Below are 21,600 nucleotides of genomic sequence, written 5' to 3' on the forward strand. Positions count from 1 at the left end.
CGCCCCGCGTCCGGGCGCGCGCTCCGCCGAGGACGGGTCAGGGACCCTCGGACCGGGTGTGCCGGCAGCGCACCGCCAGGGCCGCGATGTCGTCGTCGAGGCGTCCGCCGCCGTAGTGGAGCAGGTCCCGGTGGAGCCGGTCCAGCAGCTCGCGCGGCGGCGCCTGGCCGTGCCGGCGCATCCAGTCCGGCAGCGGGAAGAACACGCCGGCGCGGTCCCGGGTCTCCGACACGCCGTCGGTGTAGAGCAGCATCTGGTGGCCCGGCCGGAAGGCGACGGTGTCCAGGTGGTAGTGGTCGCCGAGGAGCGCGGCGAGGTTGAGGGGGGTGGAGGGGACGGTGGGTTCGAGGACCTGGATCTGCCCGTCGCGCACGAACACGGGCGGCGGGTGACCGCAGTTGAGGATCCTGACGAGCCCGCCGCCCCGCGGGATCTCGGCGAGGAGGGCGGTGGCGAACTGCTCCGACTGGTCGTCGGTGGGCACCGCGGCGCTGTAGCGGGTGCTGGTGGTCTGGAGGCGGCGGACGACGTTCCTGAGGTCGGGCTCGTCGTACGCGTTCTCCCGGAAGCAGTTGATCATCGCCGAGGCGGCTCCCACCGCGGACAGCCCCTTGCCGCGCACGTCTCCGATGAGCAGGCGGACTCCGTACGCCGTGTCGACGACCTCGAAGAAGTCGCCTCCGATCTGGGCCTGCTCCTGTGCCGCGAGGTACAGCGACTCGAGGTCGATGTCCTGGACCCGGTGCGGCAGCGGACGCAGCAGCACCTTCTGGGCCGCGTCGGCGACGAGCCGGACCTGGAAGAGCGCCTCCTCCCGCTGGAGCCGGAGGTGGCTCGCGTAGGCGGCCGCCAGGGTGACGGCGACGATCGCGGCGGCCGTGTACGGCGTCCCCAGATCGGAGTAGACGAAGCTGAGGCCGATCATGATCAGCAGGCAGAACGCGCCCAGCACCACCGTCGGGAGCACGGGCCACAAGGCGGCGGCGAGGGCGGGGGCCGCGGGCAGCAGGCGACTGAAGGCAATCTCCCGCGGAGTGGAGAACGCCAGGCCGGCGATGAGGACGGTGACGATCACCGGTGACAGCAGTACGGCTCTCCGCTGGCCGTCGTGGGGACGATGGCGCCGCCGGAGCCGTCCTGAACTGATCACGAATTGATCCTATAGGGACAAAGCGGACGGCGATCGGCGGGAACGGCTCCCTCGCGTCCGGCGATCAGCCGCTTCCGCGGATCCTCACCGCACCCGACGCCGCGCCGGACCGGAACGGCCGGGATCGCTCACGACGCCGGAACCGTGTCCCGGCAGCCGGGGCACAGGCCCCAGAAGGTGACGGCGGCCTCCTGCGTGTCGTACTCCTCCGGCAGCTGGGGCTCCATGCAGGGAGCCGCGCCGACCGTGCACGTCACGTCCTGGATGGCTCCGCAGGTCCGGCACACGAAGTGGTGGTGGTTGTCGTGGCGCTCGGTCTCGTAGCGCGCGGGGTGACCGGGGATCTGGGTGCACCGGACCAGGCCGGCGTCCGTGAGGGCGCGCAGCACGTTGTAGGTGGCCTGGAGCGACAGCCGGCCGGTGATCCGCTGGGCGCGCTCGCGCAGGGTGTCGGCGTCGAGGTGGTCGGGCGCGTCGGAGACGGCCGTCAGCAGGGCCATGCGGGGAGCGGTCACGCGCATGCCCGCCGTACGCAGCCGTGCGGCGGCCAGCGCCATGGGTTCGTCGGCTGCCGTAGCGGTGGTCACGCCGCCTCACCCCTCCCGTCCGTGTCGGGGTCGGGGGTGTCCGTGTCGCCGGGGAGCTCGAACCAGACGCTCTTGCCCTCGGGTCCGCGCTCACAGCCCCAGCGGGCGGCCAGCAGGTCCACGAGGGTGAGCCCGCGGCCGTTCTCGTCGTCGGGGCCCGCGTCGGTCGGACGGGGGGAGTCCGTGGTGCCGTCGCTGACCAGACAGCGCAGGTCGGACACCCGCTCGAGGGTGAGGCGCAGCGGGCCGGAGGCGTGCCGCAGCGCGTTGCTCACCAGTTCGCTGACCAGCAGCTCCGCGGTCGGGACCAGGTCGTGCAGGCCCCAGCGGGGCAGGACGTCGCGTATGACGTTCCTCGCCAGCCCGCACGCGGTCGGCGACCACGGCAGGGACCAGGGTCCGCCGACGAACGACTCCACGCCGGCCCCGGTCGGCGGGCCGGACGCGGGGCGGGGAGCGGAGCGCTGAGGACCGGGGAGAGCCGCGTCGGCGATCGGTCCGCCCGGGCGGACTTTCCTGGGAGCAGTGCGATCCATGAGGGGGGACTTTCGGGGACGGTGGCAGATCTCCCGTACGACCGTACGCCTCTTTTGGAGTGGGTCAAGTCTGTGGATGCCGGCATTTTTCGTGATTCCCGCCGGATTCCGGTCAATACAGCATAGATGCCGTCCGCCGGGAGCCGCGGGGCGGCGGTGGGCCGCCGGGGTTCAGTCGGCGGGCAGGGACTCCCGCAGGGCTTTCGCGGTGGCAGCCGGGTCGTAGTCCTCGGCGACGCCTTCGACCAGGATGATGTCGCCCTCGATGTGCCGTGAGCGCAGCGGGGCGATCTCCTGGTAGGCGGGTGAGTCCCACCAGGCCCGTGCCTCGGCGATCCCGGGGAAACCGATCATCACCACCGCGCCGGGCCAGCTGCCCTCCTTCACCTCGTGCTGCGCGAAGTGCACGAGGAAGCGGCCGCCGTACGGCTCGAAGGTGGAGGGGATGCGCTCGATGTACTCGGTGACGTCCGGGTGGGGAGCGGCCTCTCGCAGGTGGGCTATGGCGTAGGCGGGCATGGTGTCCTTCCGGTCGGTCGGGCTCCGTTCGCGGATGATCGTGGCATGCGCCTGTGCCGGGGTCGATGACCCGGCAGGTAATCGATGCCGGCGGCCGGACGGGGCAGGCGTCGTACGCGGTGCGGCGGCTCCCGTCCCCGAGCGCCCCGGGGGTCCCGCGTGCGCGCGGCGGCCGCGGGCCCCACCCTGGTCCCATGGACTGCGGACGATCCGTCGTCGTCTACCCGCCCGCCGCGGACGGCGGGCGCCGGGTGCGCGTCGGCGATCAGTTCCTGGGGATCGCGTACGGCCCGCTGGACGTCGCCGATTTCCTGCGCCGGGCCGGTGTCGAGGACGCCGACGAGGCCTGCGCGCGGACGTCCGGGCCGATCGAGTGGCGGGGCGGCGGGCCGCACGCGTGGAGGCGGCCGGAGGAGCGCTGACGCGGCCCCTCAGCGGAGCGAGCCGCGCAGGACGGCGCCGACGGTGGCGATGCCCTCCTCGATCTCGTGGGCGGGGCCCGCCGCGTAGCCGAGCACCAGGCCGGGCGGGCCGGGGGCGAGCCGGTGCCAGGACAGCGGGTGCACCTTCACGCCGCGGTCGAGGACGGCCGCGGCGAGGTCGGTGTCGCGCAGGCCGCGGGCGCGCGGGCCGTGGTCGCGGGCGGTGCCGGGCGGGTCGTCGAAGGTGACCATGAGGTGCAGGCCGGCCGCCGCCCCGTGCACGCGGGCGCCGGGCAGGTGCTCCTCGACGGCCCGCAGCATCACGTCCCGGCGCCGGCGGTGGCGCCGCCGGGCGTGACGCAGGTGCCGTTCGAGTGCGCCCGAGTCCATCAGCCGGGCGAGGACCAGTTGGGCGAGGACGCCGTTGCCCAGGTCGGCGTAGCGCTTGGCGGTCACGACGGCGTCCAGGCGGTCGGGCGGGACGAGCAGCCAGCCGACGCGGAGCGCGGGCGCCAGCAGTTTGGAGACGCTGCCCGCGTAGCAGACGCCCTCGGGCATCAGCGAGCGCAGCGCGGGCACCGGCGGCCGGTCGTAGCGGTGCTCGGCGTCGTAGTCGTCCTCGATCACGATCCCGCCGTCGGCCGCCCAGCCCAGCAGCTCGCGGCGGCGTTCCCCGTCGAGGACGACGCCGGTGGGGAACTGGTGGGCCGGCGTCATCAGCACCGCCGGGGCGCCGCTGTCGCGCAGTGCCCCGACGTCGAGACCGCCCGCGTCCACGGGCACGGGGACGACCGAGTGGCCGCCGTACTCGAGCTGCTGGCGCGCCCCGAGCGATCCGGGGTCCTCGACGGCGACCCGGCGGACGCCGTCCTCCCGCAGGATGTGCCCGAGCAGGTTCAGGGCCTGTGCCACACCCGCGACCACGACGACCTCGTCGGGGTCGGCGCGGATGCCGCGGTTGCGCGCCAGCCAGCCGACGACGGCCCGGCGCAGGGCGGGGGCGCCGCGCGCGTCGCCGTAGCCGAAGTCGGCCGGGGTGACGCCCGCGAGGACGGCGCGCTCGGCGCGCAGCCACTCGGTGCGGGGAAAGGCGGCGAGGTCGGGCACGCCCGGGGAGAGATCGATCCGGCAGGGCACGGCGCGCAGGGCGTCGACGGCGCCCTCGCGGCCGCCCGAGCCGAAGATCACGGGGCCGGGCCGGGGTCCGGCCCCCGTGCGGGATCCGGCCCCGGCGCGGGAGCGGGGGCCCGGCCCGGCGCCGGACGCGGGCCCCGCCGCGTCGCGGTCGCGCTCGCGGGGCGCGGCGGGAGCCGCCACGACCACCGTGCCGAGCCTGCCACGGCCGGCGATCTGGCCCGATTCGGCGAGCCGCCGGTAGGCCTCGGTGACCACGCCCCGGGTGACGCGCAGTTCCTCGGCGAGGACCCGGCTGGCGGGCAGCCGCGTCCCGACGGGCAGCCGGCCGTCGGCGATGGCGGACCGCAGCTGCCCGGCGAGCCAGGCGGTGCGCCCGCCGGGCGGCGCCTGGCCGATGTCCAGCTGGAGGAAGTCCGAGCCGGTGGTCCGGTCGCGGGCCGGGGTGCCGTCCGCCGAGGCGCCCCCCTGTTTGGACCCCTGCACCGACGCGTTCGTGGACCTGTCCATGACGTCCATTGTGCGGGCACCGTGGTCGGCATGGACACATCTTCCGCTTCGTTCGGCCGGCTCCTGCCCGGCATGGTCGGGATGGCGCTGGTCGGCAGCAGCGTCACCGTCTCGCACACGCTCGTCGACGCCCCGCTGTTCACCACCCAGGCGGTCCGCTACGCGGCCGCGACCGCGATCGTTCTGGTCATGGCCCGGCTCGCCGGTGCGCGTCCGGTGTGGCCGCGCGGCCGGGAGTGGCTGTGGCTGGCCGGTATCGCGGTCACCGGTCTCGTGCTGTTCAACGTGGCCGTGGTCCGCGGCGTCGAGCACGCCGAACCGGCGGTGATCGCCGTCGCGGTCGCGTGCGTGCCGCTGGTCCTCGGGGTGGTGGGCCCGGTGCTGGAGCGGCGCCGGCCGAGCCGGCAGGTGCTGTGGGCCGCGCCTGTCGTCATGGCGGGCGCGGTGCTGGTGGAGGGGACGGGACGCACCGACGCCGTGGGGCTGGCCTGGGCGGCGCTGGCCCTGGGCTGCGAGGCGGCCTTCACGCTGCTCGCGGTACCGGTCCTGCGGCGGCACTCCCCGTGGGGGGTGTCCCTGCACGCGATGTGGCTGGCCGGGGTGCTGCTGGCCGTTCTCGGTGTGACGTCGGAGGGGCCTTCGGCGGTGCGGGAGCTGTCCGGGGCCCAGTGGGCGGCCGTCGGCCACCTCGCGTTGATGGTGACGGCGGTCGCCTTCGTGTTGTGGTACTCGACGGTTCGCGCCGTCGGGGCCGGACGGGCCGGGCTGCTCACCGGCATCGCGCCGCTCGCCGCGGCGGCCGCCGGCGCGGTCTCGGGCACCGGCATGCCGAGTCCTTCGGTGTGGCTGGGCATCGCCGTGCTGATCCTCGGCCTGGTCGGCGGCCTGCGCCCGCGCGGCCTTCCCGCCGGGGAGGGCACGGCGGTGGAGCACTCCCCCGCCGCGGGCTCCCCGCCCGCCTCGCCCCCGGCGCCCGCGCGGGCGGGCTCGGCCGGCGCGGGCGGCGGGGGGCTTCCCCACGACGGGTGACCGGGCACGTTCGCCCCGGGCACGGGCACGGCGGCCGTGCCCGGTGCGGGGTGAAGGCCGCGGGGCCGGCGCGTCCGGCCGGCCCCGCGGCCGGGGTTCACGCGGTCGGCTGGACCTCGGCGTGGCGGGACATGAGGTGTTCGATCAGGGTGAGCAGGACGTCCCGGCCTTCGGCCCGTTCGCGTGCGTCACACATCACCAGGGGGACCTGCGGGTCCAGGTCCAGGGCGGTGCGGACCTCCTCGGGCGTGCGGTCGCGGACGTTGTGGAAGCAGTTGACCGCGACGACGAACGGGATGCCGCGGCTCTCGAAGAAGTCGATCGAGGCGAAGCTGACCTCGAGGCGGCGGGTGTCGACCAGGACCACCGCGCCCAGGGCGCCGTGCACCAGGTCGTTCCACATGAACCAGAAGCGTTCCTGGCCGGGGGTGCCGAACAGGTAGACCACCAGCTCGTCGCTGATGGTGATGCGCCCGAAGTCCAGGGCCACGGTCGTGGTGGTCTTGCCGTCGATGCCCACCAGGTCGTCCACGCCGATGCTGGCGCGGGTCAGGTTCTCCTCGGTGTGCAGGGGGGCGACCTCGCTGACCGAGCCGACCAGGGTGGTCTTGCCCACGCCGAAGCCGCCGGCGATCAGGATCTTCACGGCCTGGGCCGTCTGTGCCGGATCAGAGCCCGCGGAGCCCATTTCTCACCGCCTCAAGGATCGTCATGTCGGGGAGGGTGCCGTTGTGCGTGAAGGTCAGGGGCGGTCGGGCCTTCACCCGGCCGGCGTCGATCAGGTCGCCGATGAGGATCTTCGTCACCGACACCGGCAGGTCCAGCTCGGCTGCGATCTCGGCCACCGCGACGGGCCTGCGCGCGCACAGGCGCAGGACGGTGCGGTGTTCCGGCTGCAGCGCGTGCCGGCCGGCCGGCGTGTCCGTGCCGGCCGCGGTCTGCACCGAGATCAGGGTGATCAGGGTCAGGTCGTCACGGCCGGCGGTGGTACGGCCGCCGGTGATGGTGTAGGGACGGACCAGCGGTTCGTCGGCGTCGTCCTCCGGTTCCTCCGCCCAGTGCCTCATGCGCCGGCCCCGGGGCCGGCGGGCGGGGACGGGTCGGACTGCGGGGTGCGTTCGTCGGTGCCCAGCTTCTGGCCCACCTGCTGGACCAGGGTGTGCATGGCGACCGCCATCACTTCGGCGTCGACCTCCTGGGAGGCGACCACGGCCAGGTGGGTGCCGCGGCCGGCCGCGGTGACGAACAGCCACAGATCGGCCATCTCCACGATGACCTGGTGGACCGGGCCCCCCTGGAAGAGCTGTCCGACGCCGCGGGCCAGGCTCTGCTGACCGGTGGCGATCGCGGCCAGGCGCTCGGCGTCGGAGCGCTCGATGGTCTTCGAGCGGCTGATCACCAGGCCGTCGTCGGACAGCACGACGGCATGCCGGGTGCCTGCGACCTGGTCGACCAGTCCGTCGAGGAGCCAGTCCAGGTCTGCGTCGGTGGCGGTGGTTCGCTGAGTCATCCTCGGTCTTCCGTCGTGGGCGGTTCGGGCTGGTCGGTGCCGGGCGCGGACGGCCGGGCACCGGCGGCGCGGTGCTTGCGGGACTGCCGCTGGAAGGCGCCGATGGTGGCGCCGGAGCGGGCCGGGGCGCTGGACGGCCCCTGGGAGGCGGGGGCGTCCTGCGGGGCCGGCGCGCGCAGTTCGTCCACCAGGCTGGCCTGACGCGTCCGGCGGGGCAGCGGTGCGGGCCCGGTCCGCGGATCCGGCCGCGCGGGGACCGGCGCCGGTGCGGTGACGTCGGCCATCGCCCGTCCCCGCGAGCGCACCGGCAGGTCGTCCGGGCCGTCCGCGGGGTGGTCCTCGTCCGCGGGACGGGGACCGGCGGGTCGGCGCGGCGGGGGCGGGGCGGCGCCGGCGCCGTCGGGCGACGGGCTGTCGGCCGCGTCCGGCACCGCTCGGGGCCGCTCGGCCACGAGGTCCTGCGGCACGAGGACGATGACGCGGGTGCCGCCGAACGCCGACGGCCGCAGTTCCACCTGCAGGCCCAGGCTCTTCGACAGCCGGGCCACCACGTACAGGCCCAGGCGCACGTCGTCGGCACGTGTCATCACGTCCATCTGCGGCGGTGCCTGCATCAGGGCGTTGGCGGCCTCGTACTGCTGGGCCTCCATGCCCAGTCCGCGGTCCTCGATCTCCACCACGACGCCCCGGCTGACCGGCGCCGCCTTGATCTCGACCGGGGCCGGCGGCTTGGAGAACGCGGTCGCGTTCTCCATCAGCTCGGCCAGGATGTGGATGAGCGGTCCCACCGCCCGTTCGGAGATCCACGGCCGGCCCTCGACGTCGATCTCGACGCGCCGGTAGTCCTGGACCTCGCCCTGCGCGGCGCGCAGGACGTCCAGCAGCGGCACCGGCCTGCGCCAGCGGCGCCGGGGCTGGCCGCCCGCGAGGATCACCAGGTTCTCCTCGTAGCGGCGCAGCCGGGCGGTGAGGTGGTCCAGGTCGAACAGGCCCTCCAGCAGCTGCGGGTCCTCGTGCCGGCGCTCCAGCTCGTCCAGCTTCTTCAGCTGCAGGCCGATCAGCAGCTGGGTGCGGCGCGCGATGCGCTGCAGCAGCCGCTCGAAGCCGCGGTGCTGCTCCGCCTGGCGCACCGCGGTGTGCACGGCGGTGCGGCTGGCCAGGTTCAGCGCCCGGCTGAGCTCGCCGAACTCGTCCGGGGCCGGGGACACCTCGGGCACCTCGGCGTCCACGTCCACGTCCTCGCCCTGTTCGAGCCGGGTGACCACCCGCGGCAGCCGCTGCTCCAGGTCCTGCGCCTGGCTGTGCACGGCCAGGACGCGCCGGCGCAGGAGCGTGGTCAGCCGCCAGGTCATCAGCACGACCAGGACGACCGCGAACAGGCCCAGGGCGGCGGCGGAGTACAGGTAGACCTCCAGCTCCCGCACGGCGGCGGCGCCGGCCGCGTCGGAGACCTGGCTGTGCACGCCGATGAGCGCCTCGAGACGGGCGACGGAAGCGTCCGCCGCGGTCCGCCACTGCTCGGCGCGGGCCCGGGACAGCGTGATGCCCTCGCCGTCGGCGGACTGCAGCCGCTCCTCCAGCGCGACCCGCGCCTGCCATTCCTCGCTCTTGATCATCGCCGTGTAGAGCCGGCTCTCCTCGGCGTTGAGGTTCGGCGCCACGCGCGACGCGAGCAGGTACTCCTGGGTGCCGACGGCGTCGGTGATCAGGTCGTAGTCCTCGTCGGACAGTCGGCCGGAGGGCCAGCCGCGGGCCAGCAGCGCGTCCTCGCGGTAGATCATGTCCACGGCCCCGTTCAGGTCGAACAGGACCTGCGACAGGCCGGTCACCTCACCGTTGGCGCCGCGGGAGATGGCCGCGAAGACTTCGGTGCCGGCCGCGATGGCCTCGGTGTAGTAGGTGAACGCCCGCTCCTCGTCGGCGGTCCCGGCGTCCACCGCGCGGCGCTCCTGCGCGAGCCGTCCGGCCACCCGCACGGTCCGGGAGATCGCCTCGGCCAGGCCCTGCTGGCCGTCACCGGTGTCCGCGGAGGCCAGCGGCTCGAAGGCCCGCAGGGCGCGGTCGGTGACCGTGCGCTGCCGGACCAGGTCGGTCCGGGACGCCTCGGGCGCGGCCAGCACCTCCTGGGTCAGCCGCCGCTCCCGCTCCAGGGCGTTGAACAGGGCCGCGTTGCGCGGGCCCACGGTCGTCTTGAGGTCGTGCTGGGCGGCCTGCACCCGGTACTCGTCGCCCAATTCGTACGTGGCCAGGCCCCACAGCGAGACCAGCGCCACGCTGGGCACGAGCAGCAGCACCAGCAGCACCGTGCGCAGCGGCAGGCGCCGTTCACCGGCCGTCCACGGCTGCCCGTCCGTCGCGCCCGTCCGCCGGCGGCCGGCCCGCGCGCCGTCCGCTCCGCGCCGTCCGCCCCTGTTCGATCCGCTCACCCGCAGGACACCCTCCTCGTCACCGGTCAGCCGCACCTGTGACGAGAACGCGCCAGACAGTAGCGGTTGATGGCCTGATATTAGCCATACGGCGTGCGATGGCCGAAAGCGCATTCGGTGACGGGAGGGAAGGCGGCCCGCGGAAACGGACCTATCCCCTCGTAACGGGAGACCCGCTCGCCCCGCCCCGCCGTGGACGGCGAGGGCCGGGGGGAAACGCACCGGCGGGCCGGACCGCTGTTTCCCCGCCGACCGGGACGGAGGCCGGCTCCCCGACGACCACCGGGCTGATCGCCACCCGGCGGCCCGGTGGTCGCCCGGCCTCAGGGCACGGCGTCCCCTGTCGTGCCGGCGCGCCGCTCACCCGGCCGAAGGCCGGAAGCGGGAGGAGCACCCTCGTCCGTGAAGGCGGCCGGGCCGTCGCCGACGACAGCGCGCCCCGCCTCCGTGAGGAACGGGCAGCACCGGGCGTCCGTCCACCGCGAGGACGGCCGCACCGGCGCGCCGGCCCGCCGCCCGGCCTGGCGGACGGGCGCTCCCGCCGGCGGACGAGGAGGCCGTGGCGCCGGCCGGGTCGGGCCCCGCGGGCCGCCGGCGCGGGAGCGGGCCCCGGGTGAGCGCGGGCCCGGCACGCGGGAACGCCGCCGCCGGGTCCCGCGCGGGTCAGCGGGCCGCGGTGGCGGGGCCGACGGGGGTGTCCCCGCGCACCGTGATGCGGTGCATGACGCGGTGCTGGTCGCCGTAGTCGCGGTTGGCGTAGTGGGCGGTGCTGCGGTTGTCCCACAGGGCGACGTCACCCGGCTGCCAGCGGTGCCGCACGACGTGCTCGGGCTTGGTGAGGTGGGCGTACAGGATGTCGAGGAGGCCCCGGCTCTCGTGCTCCGAGACGCCCACGATGTGCGAGGTGAAGCCGGGGTTCACGAACAGGCCCTTGCGGCCGCTCTCGGGGTGCACCCGCACCACCGGGTGCTCGACGGGCTTCAGCTCGGTGAACACCTCGCCCTCCCACAGGTTGCCGCGGCCCTGCCGGCGCCGGGCCAGGTAGTAGCCGAACTCCCGGGTGCCGTCGTGGACGGCGGTCAGCGTGTCGACGTACGCCCGCAGGCCCGGCGACAGCGACGCGTAGGCGAGCTGGCTGTCGGCCCAGTTGGTGTCGCCGCCGTGGGGCGGCAGCACCACGGCCCGCAGCACGGAGATCGCCGGGGGCCTGCGCACGAACGTCACGTCCGTGTGCCACACGTCGGCGAACCCGTTGTCCTGGCTGTCCAGGGAGTACACCTCGGGAGCCACGTCACCGGAGTCGTGGACGGGATGCCCGGCGGTGACCTCGCCCAGGCGCCTGCCGAAGTCGATCTGCGCGGCGTCGTCGAGGCCGTGCTGGCCGCGCACGAACAGCACCTTGTACCTGACGAGTGCCGCGCGCAGGGCGAGGACCTGGTCGTCGTCGAGGCGGGCGAGGTCGATGCCGTGGATCTCGGCGCCGAAGTGGGGGCCGAGTTCGACGACCGGAAGCGCCGCCGGGGCGGGCCGCTCGCTGAGGATGCTCACCTGCGTGTCCTTTCGTGTGGTGCGGGGATCAGACCGCCGCGGCGGCCTTGACGGAGTGGGAGACCTGCGCGCGCAGCTCGGCGAACTCCCGGGAGCCGCGCAGTTCCTCCGCGTCGACGTCGCCGCGGGGCAGGGTGATCGGCAGGTCCAGGGCGACGGTTCCCGGGCTCCTGGTCAGCACGACGATGCGGGAGCCGAGGAAGACCGCCTCGTCCGCCGAGTGCGTGACGAACACCGCGGTCCGTCCGGTCCGGTCGGTCACCCGGCGGACGTCCTCCTGGAGCCGCTCCCGGGTCAGCGCGTCCAGCGCCGCGAACGGCTCGTCGAGGAGGAGGAGCGGGTTCTCGGCGGCGAGCGCCCGGGCGATGGCGACGCGCTGCTGCTGGCCGCCGGAGATCTCCCAGACGCGCCGCTCCTCGGTGCCCTCGAGGCCGACCCGGGCCAGCAGTTCCGCGCGGCGCTCGGGCCACCGCGCACGGGGCACCCCCGCGTACCGCAGCGCCAGGTCGACGTTGCCGCGCACGGTCCGCCACGGGAACAGCCGCGGCGTCTGGAACACCACGCCGGCCGTCCCGCCGGGCCGCGGTTCGGCCCCGGAGACCCGCACCGAGCCGCCGGTGGGCCGTTCGAACCCGGCGATCAGCCGCAGCAGGGTGCTCTTGCCGCAGCCGGAGGCGCCGACCAGGACGAGGAACTCCCCCGCCGGCACGGTCAGGTCGACCGGGCCGACGGCGGTGAACGCCTCGCCGCCCCGGCCGTACCGGTGGGTGACGTGGTCGAGGCGGACGGACCCGGCACGCGCGGGGTCCGCCTCGTCCCGGGCGCCGGTGAGCTCACTTGACGGCATCGGACAGCCCTTCGAGGTAGAAGGCCTTGCGGACGACGTCCCCGGACGGTGCGGCGTCGATCTGCTTCTGGTCGGCCAGGAACCGGCCGGTGTCGGTGACGTAGGTGAGGAGCTTGCCCGGGCTGCCGTCGGTGCCCAGCCAGTCGGCCGAGGCCACCTGCTCCGGGGTGAGGAACACGCCCTGCTTCAGCTGCGCCCCGGCGTCCGCGGCGCTGATGCCGAGTTCGGCGGCGACGGCCTCGACCGAGCCGTCGGGGTCGGACTTGAGCAGGCGCAGGGCTTCGGCCTCCGCCTTGCGCCAGGCGTCGATGGCCTTCGGGTCCCTGTCGATCAGGTCGTCCGAGACGACGGCGAGGTCGAGGGTGGGTCTGCCCGCCCCGCCGATCTCCTTGCTGCTGGTGAGCTGGGTGCCGGTCTCGCGCAGCTCGTCCAGGGTCGGCAGCCAGACGTAGGCGGCGTCGATGTCGCCGCGCTGCCAGGCGGCGAGGATTGCCTGCGGCTGCAGGTCGACGAGTTTGACGTCGGACGCCTCGAGCCCGGCCGTCTCCAGCGCGGCCAGCAGGCTGTAGTGCGAGGTGGAGGCGAACGGCGTGCCGATCGTTCTGCCCTTGAGCCCGGCGACGTCGGAGATCCCGGTGTCCTTGCGCGCCACCAGGGCCTCGTTCTCCCCGGCGACGTCGAGGATCCAGGCGACCTTGTACGGGATCGGCGAGCTGCCGGACACCCCGCGTGCGAACGGGCTGGAGCCGAGCGCGGCGATGTCGAGGGACTTGCCGATGAAGGCCTGGTTCACACTGGCGCCGGAGTCGAACTTGATCCACGTGATCTCGTGGTCGGGCAGCGCCTTCTCCAGCAACTTCTTGTGCTTCACGATCAGGTCGCCGCTGGGGAAGGCGAAGTAGCCGATCCGCAGCCGTTCGGAGCCGCCGGACGTGGAGGCCTCGCTGTCGGAGGAGCAGCCGGTGACGGCCGCGGAGACGGCGGCCAGGGCGCCGGCGAGGAGGAGACGGCGGGACGGGCCTTGCGGGACACGGGACATGGCGGAGCCGTTTCTGTGCAGAGGGAGGTGCGGGGGTTTCTACGCGCGACCGCGCCAGGGAACGACGGCGCGTTCCAGCCGCAGCAGCAGGCCGTCGATGATCAGGCCGGAGACGCCGATGGCGATGATGCCGACGAGCACGACGGGGGTGTTGTTGTAGTTGGCGGCGTCCTTGACCATGCCGCCGATGCCGGGCAGGCCGTTGACCAACTCGGCGGCGACCAGGGAGGAGTAGGCCACACCGACGGCGAGCCGGACACCGGTGAGCGTCTCCGGCAGGGCGGACGGCACGACGACGTCCCTGACGACGCCCCACCGCGAGGCGCCGAGCGCCCGGGCCGCCTCGATCAGGCTCGCGGGCACGGCGGTGACCGCGGTGGTGGTGGAGACCGCCACGGGCGGGAACGCCGCCACCGCCAGCAGGGTGATCTTCGGCTCCTCGTTGATGCCCAGCCAGATGACGAGCAGCGAGAAGTACGCCAGCGGCGGCAGCGTCCGCAGGAAGGTGATCCAGGGCTCGAACAGCGAGCGCAGCCGGCCGACGGTGCCCATGAGCAGCCCGGACAGCACCCCGAGGGCGATGCCGAGGCCGGCTCCGATCGCGATGCGGCGCAGGCTGATGCCCAGGTGCTCGACGAGGGTGGTGCCGTTGTAGCCGCGCACGCCGTCGTGGGTGGTGGACACGGCGACGAACGCGTCCCACACCTTGGCCGGTGGCGGGACCAGTGTCTCGCTCCACGTCCCGCTCGCCGCCAGCAGTTGCCACGCGGCGAGGAACAGCAGCAACGAGCCGAAGGGCAGCGCGACATGGCGCACCCGCGCTCCCGCCTTCCCTGTCGGGGAGCGGCGTTCGGGCGGTGCGCCGGCGGGTACCGCCGAGGTGTCGGGCTTGAGCAGGCGGGACGTCGTGGACATGGGGCGTCCTCCGTGGGGCGCCGGGACATGAGCGGCTGCCGTCGACCGACAGGGGCGGCCGGTCCCGAGCGAAAGTGGCTGGACGAAGCAGGGGGAGCACCCTGCGGCCAGGGTGCGCGAACGGCCCCCGCCGGGTGACATCACCGGATGACGGGGCGCGTCAGAATCGCTGGATCAGCAGAATCGCCGGATCAACAACAACACGAGCCCGCGCGTCGGCACAGGTCGATGACCAGGCGTCGCACCAAGGGCTCGGGAATCATGGCCCAGTTCTACAGCAGCCCCGGCTCCGCACCAAGAGGCGTCCCACGTGATGGAACGGAGCGTCCGCCGGGAGGGGACCAGGGGCGTCCCACAGCAGCGACGGCCAGGCAGGCGTACCCGACCGACGGCGAATCCCCGACTCAGGTCAGCGGCGTCGCGCGGGGCCTGCCGTGGCTGCCGGCCGGATCGGTCGTCGGCGTGGCCGTGACGACGGCTCTGCCGGAGCCAGGTGACGGACGAGCGAACCGGCTGCCGTGCGCGGGCGGTTCGCGCGCCGGCTCAACGGGCCGGAGCCGAGGGAGCCGGTGCTGGTGTCAACGCACGGGCTGATCGCTGCGCCGGACCGGAGCGGAAGAAGGTCCCCGCGGCCACGCGACGAACTCGCGGGCCGGCCTGCGGGAAGACGTGCACGCGGGGGGTGCGGGAGCGGGGATGTCGGTGCGGGCGGGGACTTCCGGCGGCGGGTCCTGAGCCCCTGTCCTGCCGGGCATCCGCTCACGGGTGTTCCGGCAGCCGCAGCCACTCCTCCCACGTCAGATCCCGTCCGATGAACCGCGGCTGCTCGAACGGCCAGTCCTCGGCGATCCAGCGCGGCACGAACGCGTCCAGCGCCCGCTCCAGCGCACCGCCCACCTCCTCGTCCACCACCCACCAGGAGATCTCGGCGTCCGCCCCCTGCTTCTGCGGCGGGTCGATGTAGATGCAGCCGCGCAGGGCGGTGCGGTCCGCGTTCTCGACGGTGTAGTTGAACGACTCGTGGGCCTCGATCTCCGCGGCGTGCCGCTCCAGGTCCGCGAGGTTCGCCTCGTACGACATCGTGGCCGGCGGCCAGCCCCAGGCCTCGCCGTAGATCGACCACAGCCGCTCCCGCGAGCCCATCACCGTGGGGTAGTCGAGCGGCGCGTCCGCACCGCTGATCGGACGCAGTCGGTGGCCCTCGCCGCCCGGTATGTCGATGTGGAGGGGATGGGTGAAGTCATGGGGCAGCCAGGTCATGGGCGTGAGCCAACCACGCCGGAGCGCGTCGCGTAAAAGGATTTACCGGCTCCGGGAGCGTGAGGACGGAGGAGCCGGAAACGTCGCGGTGTGCCGTCCGTCGGGGGATCCGCGAGGTGGCGGGCTGGACACCGCGTGTCCGAGTGTTCCGGGAACTCGCCGCCCCGTGAGGCACACTGGAGGAGACGCCGGGCTTCACCTGGCAGTGGCAACCCCTGGTACAGCGCATCCGCGACCAACCGTCCCTTCACGCGTTCCGGTTGACGTGGAGGGGCTTCGCAACGCCCTGAGGAAGAGACCGACACGGGTACTGGTGGGGGGATACACGATGGCGATGGGGCCGAGCCCTGACCCGAACGGCGCACCGTGGAGAGGAGGATCCGGCGCATGGCGGATGTGGTGGAAGGTCCTCATCTCGCTTGCGGCGGGCGGCCTGGCGTCCGTCATCGCCAAGGTCGCGAACTCGGAGGCCAAGTGGCAGATCGGTGTCGGCCTCTTCGTCAGTGGCTGCCTCCTGATCCTTCAACTCCTGGGCGACCTCATCGATCAGGTGAGGGACTTCAAGGCCGTGCTGCCTCAGCACCATGCGCAGACACAGGAAACGATCGTGAGGAGCTTCGCTGAGATCAGCGAGGCGACCAGGGTGTACAGCGAGATGGAGAGGCTGCCTTCCGACGGGGTGGCCGCGCTGGCCACCAGTGCGGTCGAGGTCGTCTCCAGGGGTCCCGACATCATGCGGCGCTTCGCCGAGGAGCTGATGCGGCGCCTCGCCGCTGACATGGATGCGCTCAAGAGCGGGAGTGTCGACTGCGCCGGCGAGAACCACGACTGGCTGCTGACCCTCACCGACTGCGCCACGGATTCCATCGACACCACGAGCACGCTCTCCTTGGTGGACCGGGACTTCTGGCACAGCGGTCCCGCCGACCGCTATCTGCAGGCGCAGCGCGAGGCGATAGCGAGGGGGGTGACGGTACGACGGCTGTTCCTGGTGGACGACCCGGCGGACCTCAACGACGACCTGCGTCAACTCGGCCTGGAGCAAGAGGAACTGGGCATCGAGACACGTGTTCTCGTCCGGACGCGGCTGCCCCAGAACGTCAGGCGGGGCCTGGTGGACGAATTCATCGTCTTCGACAAGGCGACCTGCTACGAGATCGAACAGGATCAACTTCACGTCAACATCTCGACACGCGTGAGAGCGCACGAGGACTACGTCAGGCTGAGGACACAGCGGTTCGCCGAGCTCTGGGACGTGGGCGTGCCGACGCAGACGGCGGGGACCCCGACAGGTGAGCCAGGGGCGGTCGGCGCGTGATTTCCGGGGCCGTGTGCACGTGGGCGGGCCGCGCCGCCCGAACGGCACGGGCGCCTCACCATCTGCCGGCAGCCGGTTCGTGCCGGCCGGTGGCAGATGGCGGAGGGTTCGGCTGCGCGCCCGGCCGACGGGTTTCCCGTGGTCACCAGGAGGCGGGGTACCAGGCGCCGTTGTACCACTCCTCGTCGGCGCTGTCGTTGTGGTGATCCATGTCGAAGTCGTGCGGGTAGTTCCTGACGTGGTTGTTCGGGTAGGTCCATATTCCGGCGGACTCGTCGCAGACGTAGTCCCCGTGGCAGATCGTCTTGACCGGCACGTTTCCGAAGAACCTGTCGGCGCCGGCCAGCGGGGCGCCGACGAGGCCGCCGAACGGCACGGCTCCGCCGTCGGCGCCGGGAGGGCCCTGGCGTTCGGGATCCGCGATGAGAACGGCGTTGACGTTGTCGAACGTCTGCCAGTTCTCGGTGACCCAGATGTGCACCACGGCGGCGCCCAGGGAATACCCGCCCATCTTGACGTGCCGGCCCGGGCACGCGGCGCGCTGGTCGCGGACCAGCCGGTTCAGCTCGTCGACGCCCGCCCGGGCGCTCGCACCGTCGGGAATCTGCGTGGGGTACCCGACGTGCTGCTGGATGTTGCCGGTGAAGCCGTCGTTGTTCCACGAGCTTCCCGTGCCGCCGACAACGATCGGGTAGGCGCCCTCGCACGAAGCCGCTGCTTGTGCCGTCGACCCCTGTGCCGCTGAAAGCCCTGCTGTCAGCACAAGTCCCGCCGACGCGGCCGCGAACCTTCTTCTGCGCATTCGATCCTCCCCGTGTGGTCGGTCTGTGCGTCCCGTGCCGTCTGCCCACGCGTCCGCTGTCCGGTGCGGCGCACGGTCGGCCGTGGTCACCGGACGACGGTGACAGCAGCCGATGACATCCCGGTGAAACGCGCACGACCCGACCGGCAAGGCGGCTCCGGCACCACCGCGGCGGGGACGGCGGCCGGTTCCACCGGTACGTCGTCGGCGCCCCCTGCCGTCGGCCGCCCACGGCCGGAGAGGAGCGGCCGCACAGCGCACCGCGCCGGCGGAGGGGGCCGCGGACCGCCGTGGGCGCGGCGAGCTCGTGCCGCAGGCCGGGGCGACACCGGTGCGAGGGTGAGAGCCGGCCCGGCCCGTACCCGACGCAGACGCCCGCCGCCGTCCCCCCGGACCGCACGAGCGGCGGGTGGGACGACGGCGGGCGCGTGCCGTCGGACACGGTCCGGGCCTGAACCGGTCAGGAGGCGAAGGCCCTTTCCAGCCGGGGAATCAGGTCCCGGAGATCCTGTTCCCAGCAGCCGGCGTTGTGGCCGCCGTTGCACCGGGTGCCCCAGCCGGAACCGTCGCCGTAGTTGACGTAGTAGTAGGACATGCCCAGGGCGTCCATGGCCGCCTTGACGTTCTTGGCCGCGCCGGCGACCCAGAACTCCGGTTCGAGGGGCGAGCCGCCTCCGTCGCCCACGTAGAGGGAGACCCCGACTCCGCCCTTGACGAGCTTGTCCATGTGCTGCGACGGGTCGACCTCGTTCCACCGCCAGTCGGCGTTGAACACCGGGTAGGGCGAGCCGAACGCGGCGTCGCTGTCCACGGCGGGCTTGTACGGGGAGTCGTCGGGGTCACAGGCTCCGGACGCGGAGCCGCAGATCGCGCCCGTCGCGTCGATGAGGGAGGCGACGACGGCCAGCCGTAGGTCCATGGACCTGACCGACAGGTCGATGTCTCCTGACAGGGACGCGGTCTGGCCGAACAGGTCGGGACGGACCTGGGCGTAGTGAAAGGCTCCGAACCCGCCCATGGAGACGCCGGCGATGGCCCTCGCCTTCTTGGTGGCGATGGTCCGAAGGTTCGCGTCGATGAACGGAATCACCTGCTTGAGGTGGAAGTTCTCCCAGTTCTGGGCACCGGCCGGGGTCTTCTGGTTGAGCCAGTTGGCGTACCAGCCCCGGGCGCCGCCGTCCGGGATGACGGTGATCATCGAGTCCGACGTGGTCAGCGCCGGATAGTTCTGCTGGAACGGGTCGTCGGGCGATCCGTGCAGGAAGTACAGCACCGGGTAACGCCTTCCCGGGTCGTCGTAGTAGCCGCTCGGCAGAATGATCTTGATGTGCTGTTCACCCGCGACCTCGGGCGTGGTCACGGTGAGGTGGAAGGTGGTGGCGGTCCCTGTCGGCGCGCCGACCTGGGTCAGGCCGAACCCGTTCGCCATCGGCGGTGGTGCGGTGCCGTCGGCGGCCTGTGCCGAAGCCGCCGGCGCGACCACGGCCAGGGCTGCGAGCATCCATGCCGCCGCCGCTCGCCACCCGTTCGCTCCCCTTGTCACGGTGTGCCTCCTCGTGAGTCTTTTCGGAATCCTCAGTCCAGAACCTTGGTCTGCAGTTCCGGTGAAGCCGCGATCTGTTCCTCGGTGAACCGCTCGGTCACCCACTCGCCGGCCGAGAACAGCTCGGTCTGATCGGCGTGGTGCGGCGAGTTCGGGTCGGCCGACTGGGAGTAGGCCATGACGGAGAACGCCTGGGGCGGACCGTCGGAGGTGAACCGCACCTGCTGGATGAAACTGGACCCGAAGACGATGTCCGGCTTTCCGTCGACCCGGCCGGGCGTGATCACGTTCAGCACGCCCAGTTCGCCGATCGAGCCGTGGATCGGGATCCGCTCACCGCCACGGGTGACGTTCTGGACGTCCGACAGCGGCGCGTTCAGCGGAACGCCGGCCTTGCGCAGCGCGAGAACCGCCCGGGCCAGCGCGTCGCGGACAGCGGAGTTCCCGGAGTCCAGTGAGTTGGGCGTGTGCACCGGGTCCTTGGGGTCGAAGGCGACCCGCCACGGCAGTTTCTCGATCGGCTGTCCGCCGAGCAGGCGGACCCAGTAGTTCGCGAAAAGCCAGGATCCCCGGCTGTCCGCCGTGCAGTCGTGGTCCTTCCAGGCGGCCAGAACCGGACATGCCTCGCTCACGTCGACCAGGTTGCCGTCCACCAGGACGAGCCCGAAGGGGGCGCTCCGGCATGCCGTCACCGTGGCGTCGAGGGTCAGGTCGGCGGCTCTGCTGTTGTCGGCGAACAACAACGTCCCCATGGTCTCCGGCGTGAAGCCCTTGCCCGGGAGGCCGTCGGTGCCGTTGATCCGCCCCTGCGCGGTCAGGATCAGCTCCTGGGTGCGCAGGGAACGGGGCGTCGCGGTGTCGCCCATCACCTTGGGGAAGGTGAGCGGCTGTTCGGGATGGGCCAGCCAGGCGCTGTCGTTGGCGTTGCCCGCGAAGTCGGACCGGATCAGGCGTGGCTGCTCGTGCGGGTCCAGGAGCCCTGGCGCGACCGCGTTCGGGTCGTCGGGCCAGTCGCACTCGCTGCGTTTGCCGTCGAGGACGGAGACCGGCGGCACGTTCGACGGGCGCAGCCCCGGGTTGAACAGCAGCTGACCGGTCGTGGTGAGGCACGACTTCGCGTGCTCGTCGGTGATGTTCGGGGTGGCCTGGATGTCCGCGTACAGCGCGTTGCCCTTGCGGTCGGAGGCGACGGTGTTGAAGAAGGGCACGCCCTGCGTGGTCTCCAGGATGTTCACCACGTCGCTGACGTCCTCGGCCTGGTCGAGGCGGAACCAGGTGTTCATCGCCCGCAGGTTGTCCATGTTCACATCGCGCACCGCGTGCGCGCTGACCGCCCAGGGCAGCGGAACGCCCTGGATCGATGTGGTGACCGGGCCGTAGCGGGTGGACCACAACGTCCTGGTGACCTTGCCGATGGAGCCGTCCGCGTTCCGCACGTCGACACCGACCCGCTGCGAGGTCATCTGCTCCCACTTGCCGTCGACCAGGTACCTGGTCGGGTGCAGCGGATCCACCTGCACGTCGAACAGCCCGAACGGAGCCACGGTGGCGACCGTGTGGCTCCAGGCGACGTCGTCGTTGTGGCCGATGTTCACCACGGGGAGTCCGAGCAGGCCGGCCCCGGAGACGTTGACCTTGCCCGGGATGGTCAACTGGCTCTGCCACATCCGGTTCTTGCCCTGCCACGGGAAGTGCGGGTTGGCCAGCAACATGCCGGTGCCGCCGGACACGCCCTGCGAGCCCACCGCCAACGCGTTGCTGCCCATGCTCCGTTGGCGGCTCACCGCCATCGCGTCGCGGATCTTCCGCGCGGTCTTCGCGGGTGAAGAAGCCGGCGGCGCGGCGGTCGACGCGCCCGGGGGTGTGGCGTTCACCAGGCCGTCCAGCAGCGCGTCGGCGCTGCCCATGATGATCTCGGCGTGCGCGTGCCGGTAGACGTCCAGCTCCGTGATCGGCCGCACCCAGGCCGCGCCGCGGCACGCCGGATCGGGGATGCCGTTCACGCCCGTCTCGGACAGGTACCTGTTGTATCCCCGGACGTAGCCGCGGACGGCCTCTTCGACCTCCGGCTCCGGCCCGTTGGGGGCGGGCTGGTCGAGCAGCCGCTCCACCACCCCGTTGTCCTTGATCCGTTGGAAGTACAGGTCGCTGTTGAGGTTCGACGTGGTGTTCTGGTCCTTGCCGGGGCTCGCCCTGCCATCGGGTCCCAGATAGCGGGACCGCTGGGCGTCGACCATCAGATAGGTGTCGGCCAGGGTGCAGACGTTGTCCTTGGCCGCCGCGTACCCGTAGCCCGTTCCCAGGCCCTCCCAGTCGGAGGCGATGATGTGCGGTATGCCGTACTCGGTGTAACGGATCGTCGGCTTGTCCGGCCCCGGTCCGGCGGCGACCACCCCCGTGGCCGCCGAACCGGTGGCCGCCACCGTGCTCATCACCGCCGCCGCGGCCGTGACCGCCATCGGCAGCCTCGCTCTGCGTCTTCTCCACGCCATCGAGCAGTCCTCC

The 21,600-nt window shown here is 72.8% G+C and carries 20 protein-coding genes; 3 read left to right on the plus strand and 17 right to left on the minus strand.

The features are described 5' to 3' along the window. Positions 1 to 37: 37 nt before the first annotated feature. The 4 genes from ACH4F6_RS21065 to ACH4F6_RS21080 all read right to left on the minus strand — a co-directional run bounded on the left by ACH4F6_RS21065 (position 38) and on the right by ACH4F6_RS21080 (position 2,792). Positions 38 to 1,150, minus strand: coding sequence for a PP2C family protein-serine/threonine phosphatase (locus ACH4F6_RS21065; RefSeq protein WP_397961773.1), 1,113 nt, complete (start codon positions 1,148 to 1,150; stop codon positions 38 to 40). 128 nt (positions 1,151 to 1,278) lie between these two features. Further along, complete coding sequence (locus ACH4F6_RS21070) at positions 1,279 to 1,737, minus strand: Fur family transcriptional regulator (protein WP_397961774.1); 459 nt, start codon at positions 1,735 to 1,737, stop codon at positions 1,279 to 1,281. Next, positions 1,734 to 2,156 carry an ATP-binding protein gene (locus ACH4F6_RS21075; RefSeq protein WP_397961775.1) on the minus strand — a complete coding sequence of 141 codons (423 nt, stop codon included), beginning with the start codon at positions 2,154 to 2,156 and terminating at the stop codon, positions 1,734 to 1,736. Before ACH4F6_RS21075 ends, ACH4F6_RS21070 begins: the two co-directional genes overlap by 4 nt. 288 nt (positions 2,157 to 2,444) lie before the next feature. Next, positions 2,445 to 2,792 carry a DUF1330 domain-containing protein gene (locus tag ACH4F6_RS21080; protein WP_397961777.1) on the minus strand — a complete coding sequence of 116 codons (348 nt, stop codon included), beginning with the start codon at positions 2,790 to 2,792 and terminating at the stop codon, positions 2,445 to 2,447. Positions 2,793 to 2,986: 194 nt separating this feature from the next. On the opposite strand from ACH4F6_RS21080, the gene ACH4F6_RS21085 reads away from it, so the two are divergent. Beyond that, positions 2,987 to 3,214, plus strand: a complete 228-nt coding sequence (locus ACH4F6_RS21085) for a hypothetical protein (protein ID WP_397961778.1) — start codon at positions 2,987 to 2,989, stop codon at positions 3,212 to 3,214. 9 nt (positions 3,215 to 3,223) lie between these two features. Here the strand turns inward: ACH4F6_RS21085 and ACH4F6_RS21090 are convergent, their stop codons facing one another. Then, positions 3,224 to 4,867, minus strand: coding sequence for a PLP-dependent aminotransferase family protein (locus tag ACH4F6_RS21090; protein ID WP_397961779.1), 1,644 nt, complete (start codon positions 4,865 to 4,867; stop codon positions 3,224 to 3,226). Between the two features lie 21 nt (positions 4,868 to 4,888). Between ACH4F6_RS21090 and ACH4F6_RS21095 the strand changes: the two genes are divergently transcribed. Next, positions 4,889 to 5,887, plus strand: a complete 999-nt coding sequence (locus tag ACH4F6_RS21095; RefSeq protein WP_397961780.1) for a DMT family transporter — start codon at positions 4,889 to 4,891, stop codon at positions 5,885 to 5,887. Between the two features lie 97 nt (positions 5,888 to 5,984). On the opposite strand, the gene ACH4F6_RS21100 is transcribed toward ACH4F6_RS21095, so the two are convergent. From ACH4F6_RS21100 to ACH4F6_RS21140, 9 genes are all read right to left on the minus strand, one after another. After that, positions 5,985 to 6,575 (minus strand): GTP-binding protein, encoded by a 591-nt coding sequence (locus tag ACH4F6_RS21100; RefSeq protein ID WP_397961781.1) that lies wholly within the window; start codon positions 6,573 to 6,575, stop codon positions 5,985 to 5,987. After that, the gene (locus tag ACH4F6_RS21105) at positions 6,556 to 6,954 is read right to left on the minus strand and encodes a DUF742 domain-containing protein (RefSeq protein ID WP_397961782.1); all 399 of its coding nucleotides are present in this window, start codon (positions 6,952 to 6,954) and stop codon (positions 6,556 to 6,558) included. The genes ACH4F6_RS21100 and ACH4F6_RS21105 overlap by 20 nt, the downstream gene beginning before the upstream one ends. After that, positions 6,951 to 7,397 (minus strand): roadblock/LC7 domain-containing protein, encoded by a 447-nt coding sequence (locus ACH4F6_RS21110; protein ID WP_397961783.1) that lies wholly within the window; start codon positions 7,395 to 7,397, stop codon positions 6,951 to 6,953. Before ACH4F6_RS21110 ends, ACH4F6_RS21105 begins: the two co-directional genes overlap by 4 nt. Beyond that, positions 7,394 to 9,823, minus strand: a complete 2,430-nt coding sequence (locus ACH4F6_RS21115; protein WP_397961784.1) for a nitrate- and nitrite sensing domain-containing protein — start codon at positions 9,821 to 9,823, stop codon at positions 7,394 to 7,396. Before ACH4F6_RS21115 ends, ACH4F6_RS21110 begins: the two co-directional genes overlap by 4 nt. Positions 9,824 to 10,486: 663 nt before the next feature. Continuing rightward, positions 10,487 to 11,371 (minus strand): TauD/TfdA dioxygenase family protein, encoded by an 885-nt coding sequence (locus ACH4F6_RS21120; RefSeq protein ID WP_397961785.1) that lies wholly within the window; start codon positions 11,369 to 11,371, stop codon positions 10,487 to 10,489. Positions 11,372 to 11,399: 28 nt separating this feature from the next. Continuing rightward, positions 11,400 to 12,218: an ABC transporter ATP-binding protein gene (locus ACH4F6_RS21125; RefSeq protein WP_397961786.1), complete on the minus strand. Its 819-nt coding sequence runs from the start codon at positions 12,216 to 12,218 to the stop codon at positions 11,400 to 11,402. Then, complete coding sequence (locus ACH4F6_RS21130; protein WP_397961787.1) at positions 12,205 to 13,257, minus strand: ABC transporter substrate-binding protein; 1,053 nt, start codon at positions 13,255 to 13,257, stop codon at positions 12,205 to 12,207. The genes ACH4F6_RS21125 and ACH4F6_RS21130 overlap by 14 nt, the downstream gene beginning before the upstream one ends. 39 nt (positions 13,258 to 13,296) lie before the next feature. After that, positions 13,297 to 14,172 (minus strand): ABC transporter permease, encoded by an 876-nt coding sequence (locus ACH4F6_RS21135; protein WP_397961788.1) that lies wholly within the window; start codon positions 14,170 to 14,172, stop codon positions 13,297 to 13,299. Positions 14,173 to 14,931: 759 nt separating this feature from the next. Further along, entirely contained in the window at positions 14,932 to 15,432 is a 501-nt protein-coding gene (locus ACH4F6_RS21140; RefSeq protein WP_397961789.1) for an N-acetyltransferase, read from the minus strand. 394 nt (positions 15,433 to 15,826) lie between these two features. Between ACH4F6_RS21140 and ACH4F6_RS21145 the strand changes: the two genes are divergently transcribed. After that, positions 15,827 to 16,750 (plus strand): DUF6879 family protein, encoded by a 924-nt coding sequence (locus ACH4F6_RS21145; RefSeq protein WP_397961790.1) that lies wholly within the window; start codon positions 15,827 to 15,829, stop codon positions 16,748 to 16,750. 142 nt (positions 16,751 to 16,892) lie between these two features. On the opposite strand, the gene ACH4F6_RS21150 is transcribed toward ACH4F6_RS21145, so the two are convergent. The 3 genes from ACH4F6_RS21150 to ACH4F6_RS21160 form a co-directional block, all read right to left on the minus strand. After that, entirely contained in the window at positions 16,893 to 17,552 is a 660-nt protein-coding gene (locus ACH4F6_RS21150; RefSeq protein ID WP_397961791.1) for a cutinase family protein, read from the minus strand. Positions 17,553 to 18,012: 460 nt separating this feature from the next. Further along, positions 18,013 to 19,053: an alpha/beta hydrolase gene (locus tag ACH4F6_RS21155; protein WP_397961851.1), complete on the minus strand. Its 1,041-nt coding sequence runs from the start codon at positions 19,051 to 19,053 to the stop codon at positions 18,013 to 18,015. A 74-nt stretch (positions 19,054 to 19,127) separates the two neighbouring features. Then, positions 19,128 to 21,587, minus strand: coding sequence for a penicillin acylase family protein (locus ACH4F6_RS21160; protein WP_397961792.1), 2,460 nt, complete (start codon positions 21,585 to 21,587; stop codon positions 19,128 to 19,130). Positions 21,588 to 21,600 lie beyond the last annotated feature (13 nt).

Origin of the sequence: Streptomyces sp. NPDC017936, from assembly GCF_044328485.1 — a bacterium.
Classification (GTDB): domain Bacteria; phylum Actinomycetota; class Actinomycetes; order Streptomycetales; family Streptomycetaceae; genus Streptomyces.

Coding starts and splice junctions, on each gene's coding strand:
- ACH4F6_RS21160 (WP_397961792.1), bottom strand. CDS start 21,587: ATGGCGTGGAGAAGACGCAGAGCGAGGCTGCCGATGGCGGTCACGGCC.
- ACH4F6_RS21140 (WP_397961789.1), bottom strand. CDS start 15,432: ATGACCTGGCTGCCCCATGACTTCACCCATCCCCTCCACATCGACATA.
- ACH4F6_RS21135 (WP_397961788.1), bottom strand. CDS start 14,172: ATGTCCACGACGTCCCGCCTGCTCAAGCCCGACACCTCGGCGGTACCC.
- ACH4F6_RS21125 (WP_397961786.1), bottom strand. CDS start 12,218: ATGCCGTCAAGTGAGCTCACCGGCGCCCGGGACGAGGCGGACCCCGCG.
- ACH4F6_RS21145 (WP_397961790.1), top strand. CDS start 15,827: ATGTGGTGGAAGGTCCTCATCTCGCTTGCGGCGGGCGGCCTGGCGTCC.
- ACH4F6_RS21095 (WP_397961780.1), top strand. CDS start 4,889: ATGGACACATCTTCCGCTTCGTTCGGCCGGCTCCTGCCCGGCATGGTC.
- ACH4F6_RS21130 (WP_397961787.1), bottom strand. CDS start 13,257: ATGTCCCGTGTCCCGCAAGGCCCGTCCCGCCGTCTCCTCCTCGCCGGC.
- ACH4F6_RS21090 (WP_397961779.1), bottom strand. CDS start 4,867: ATGGACGTCATGGACAGGTCCACGAACGCGTCGGTGCAGGGGTCCAAA.
- ACH4F6_RS21100 (WP_397961781.1), bottom strand. CDS start 6,575: ATGGGCTCCGCGGGCTCTGATCCGGCACAGACGGCCCAGGCCGTGAAG.
- ACH4F6_RS21085 (WP_397961778.1), top strand. CDS start 2,987: ATGGACTGCGGACGATCCGTCGTCGTCTACCCGCCCGCCGCGGACGGC.
- ACH4F6_RS21080 (WP_397961777.1), bottom strand. CDS start 2,792: ATGCCCGCCTACGCCATAGCCCACCTGCGAGAGGCCGCTCCCCACCCG.
- ACH4F6_RS21150 (WP_397961791.1), bottom strand. CDS start 17,552: ATGCGCAGAAGAAGGTTCGCGGCCGCGTCGGCGGGACTTGTGCTGACA.
- ACH4F6_RS21105 (WP_397961782.1), bottom strand. CDS start 6,954: ATGAGGCACTGGGCGGAGGAACCGGAGGACGACGCCGACGAACCGCTG.
- ACH4F6_RS21110 (WP_397961783.1), bottom strand. CDS start 7,397: ATGACTCAGCGAACCACCGCCACCGACGCAGACCTGGACTGGCTCCTC.
- ACH4F6_RS21155 (WP_397961851.1), bottom strand. CDS start 19,053: ATGCTCGCAGCCCTGGCCGTGGTCGCGCCGGCGGCTTCGGCACAGGCC.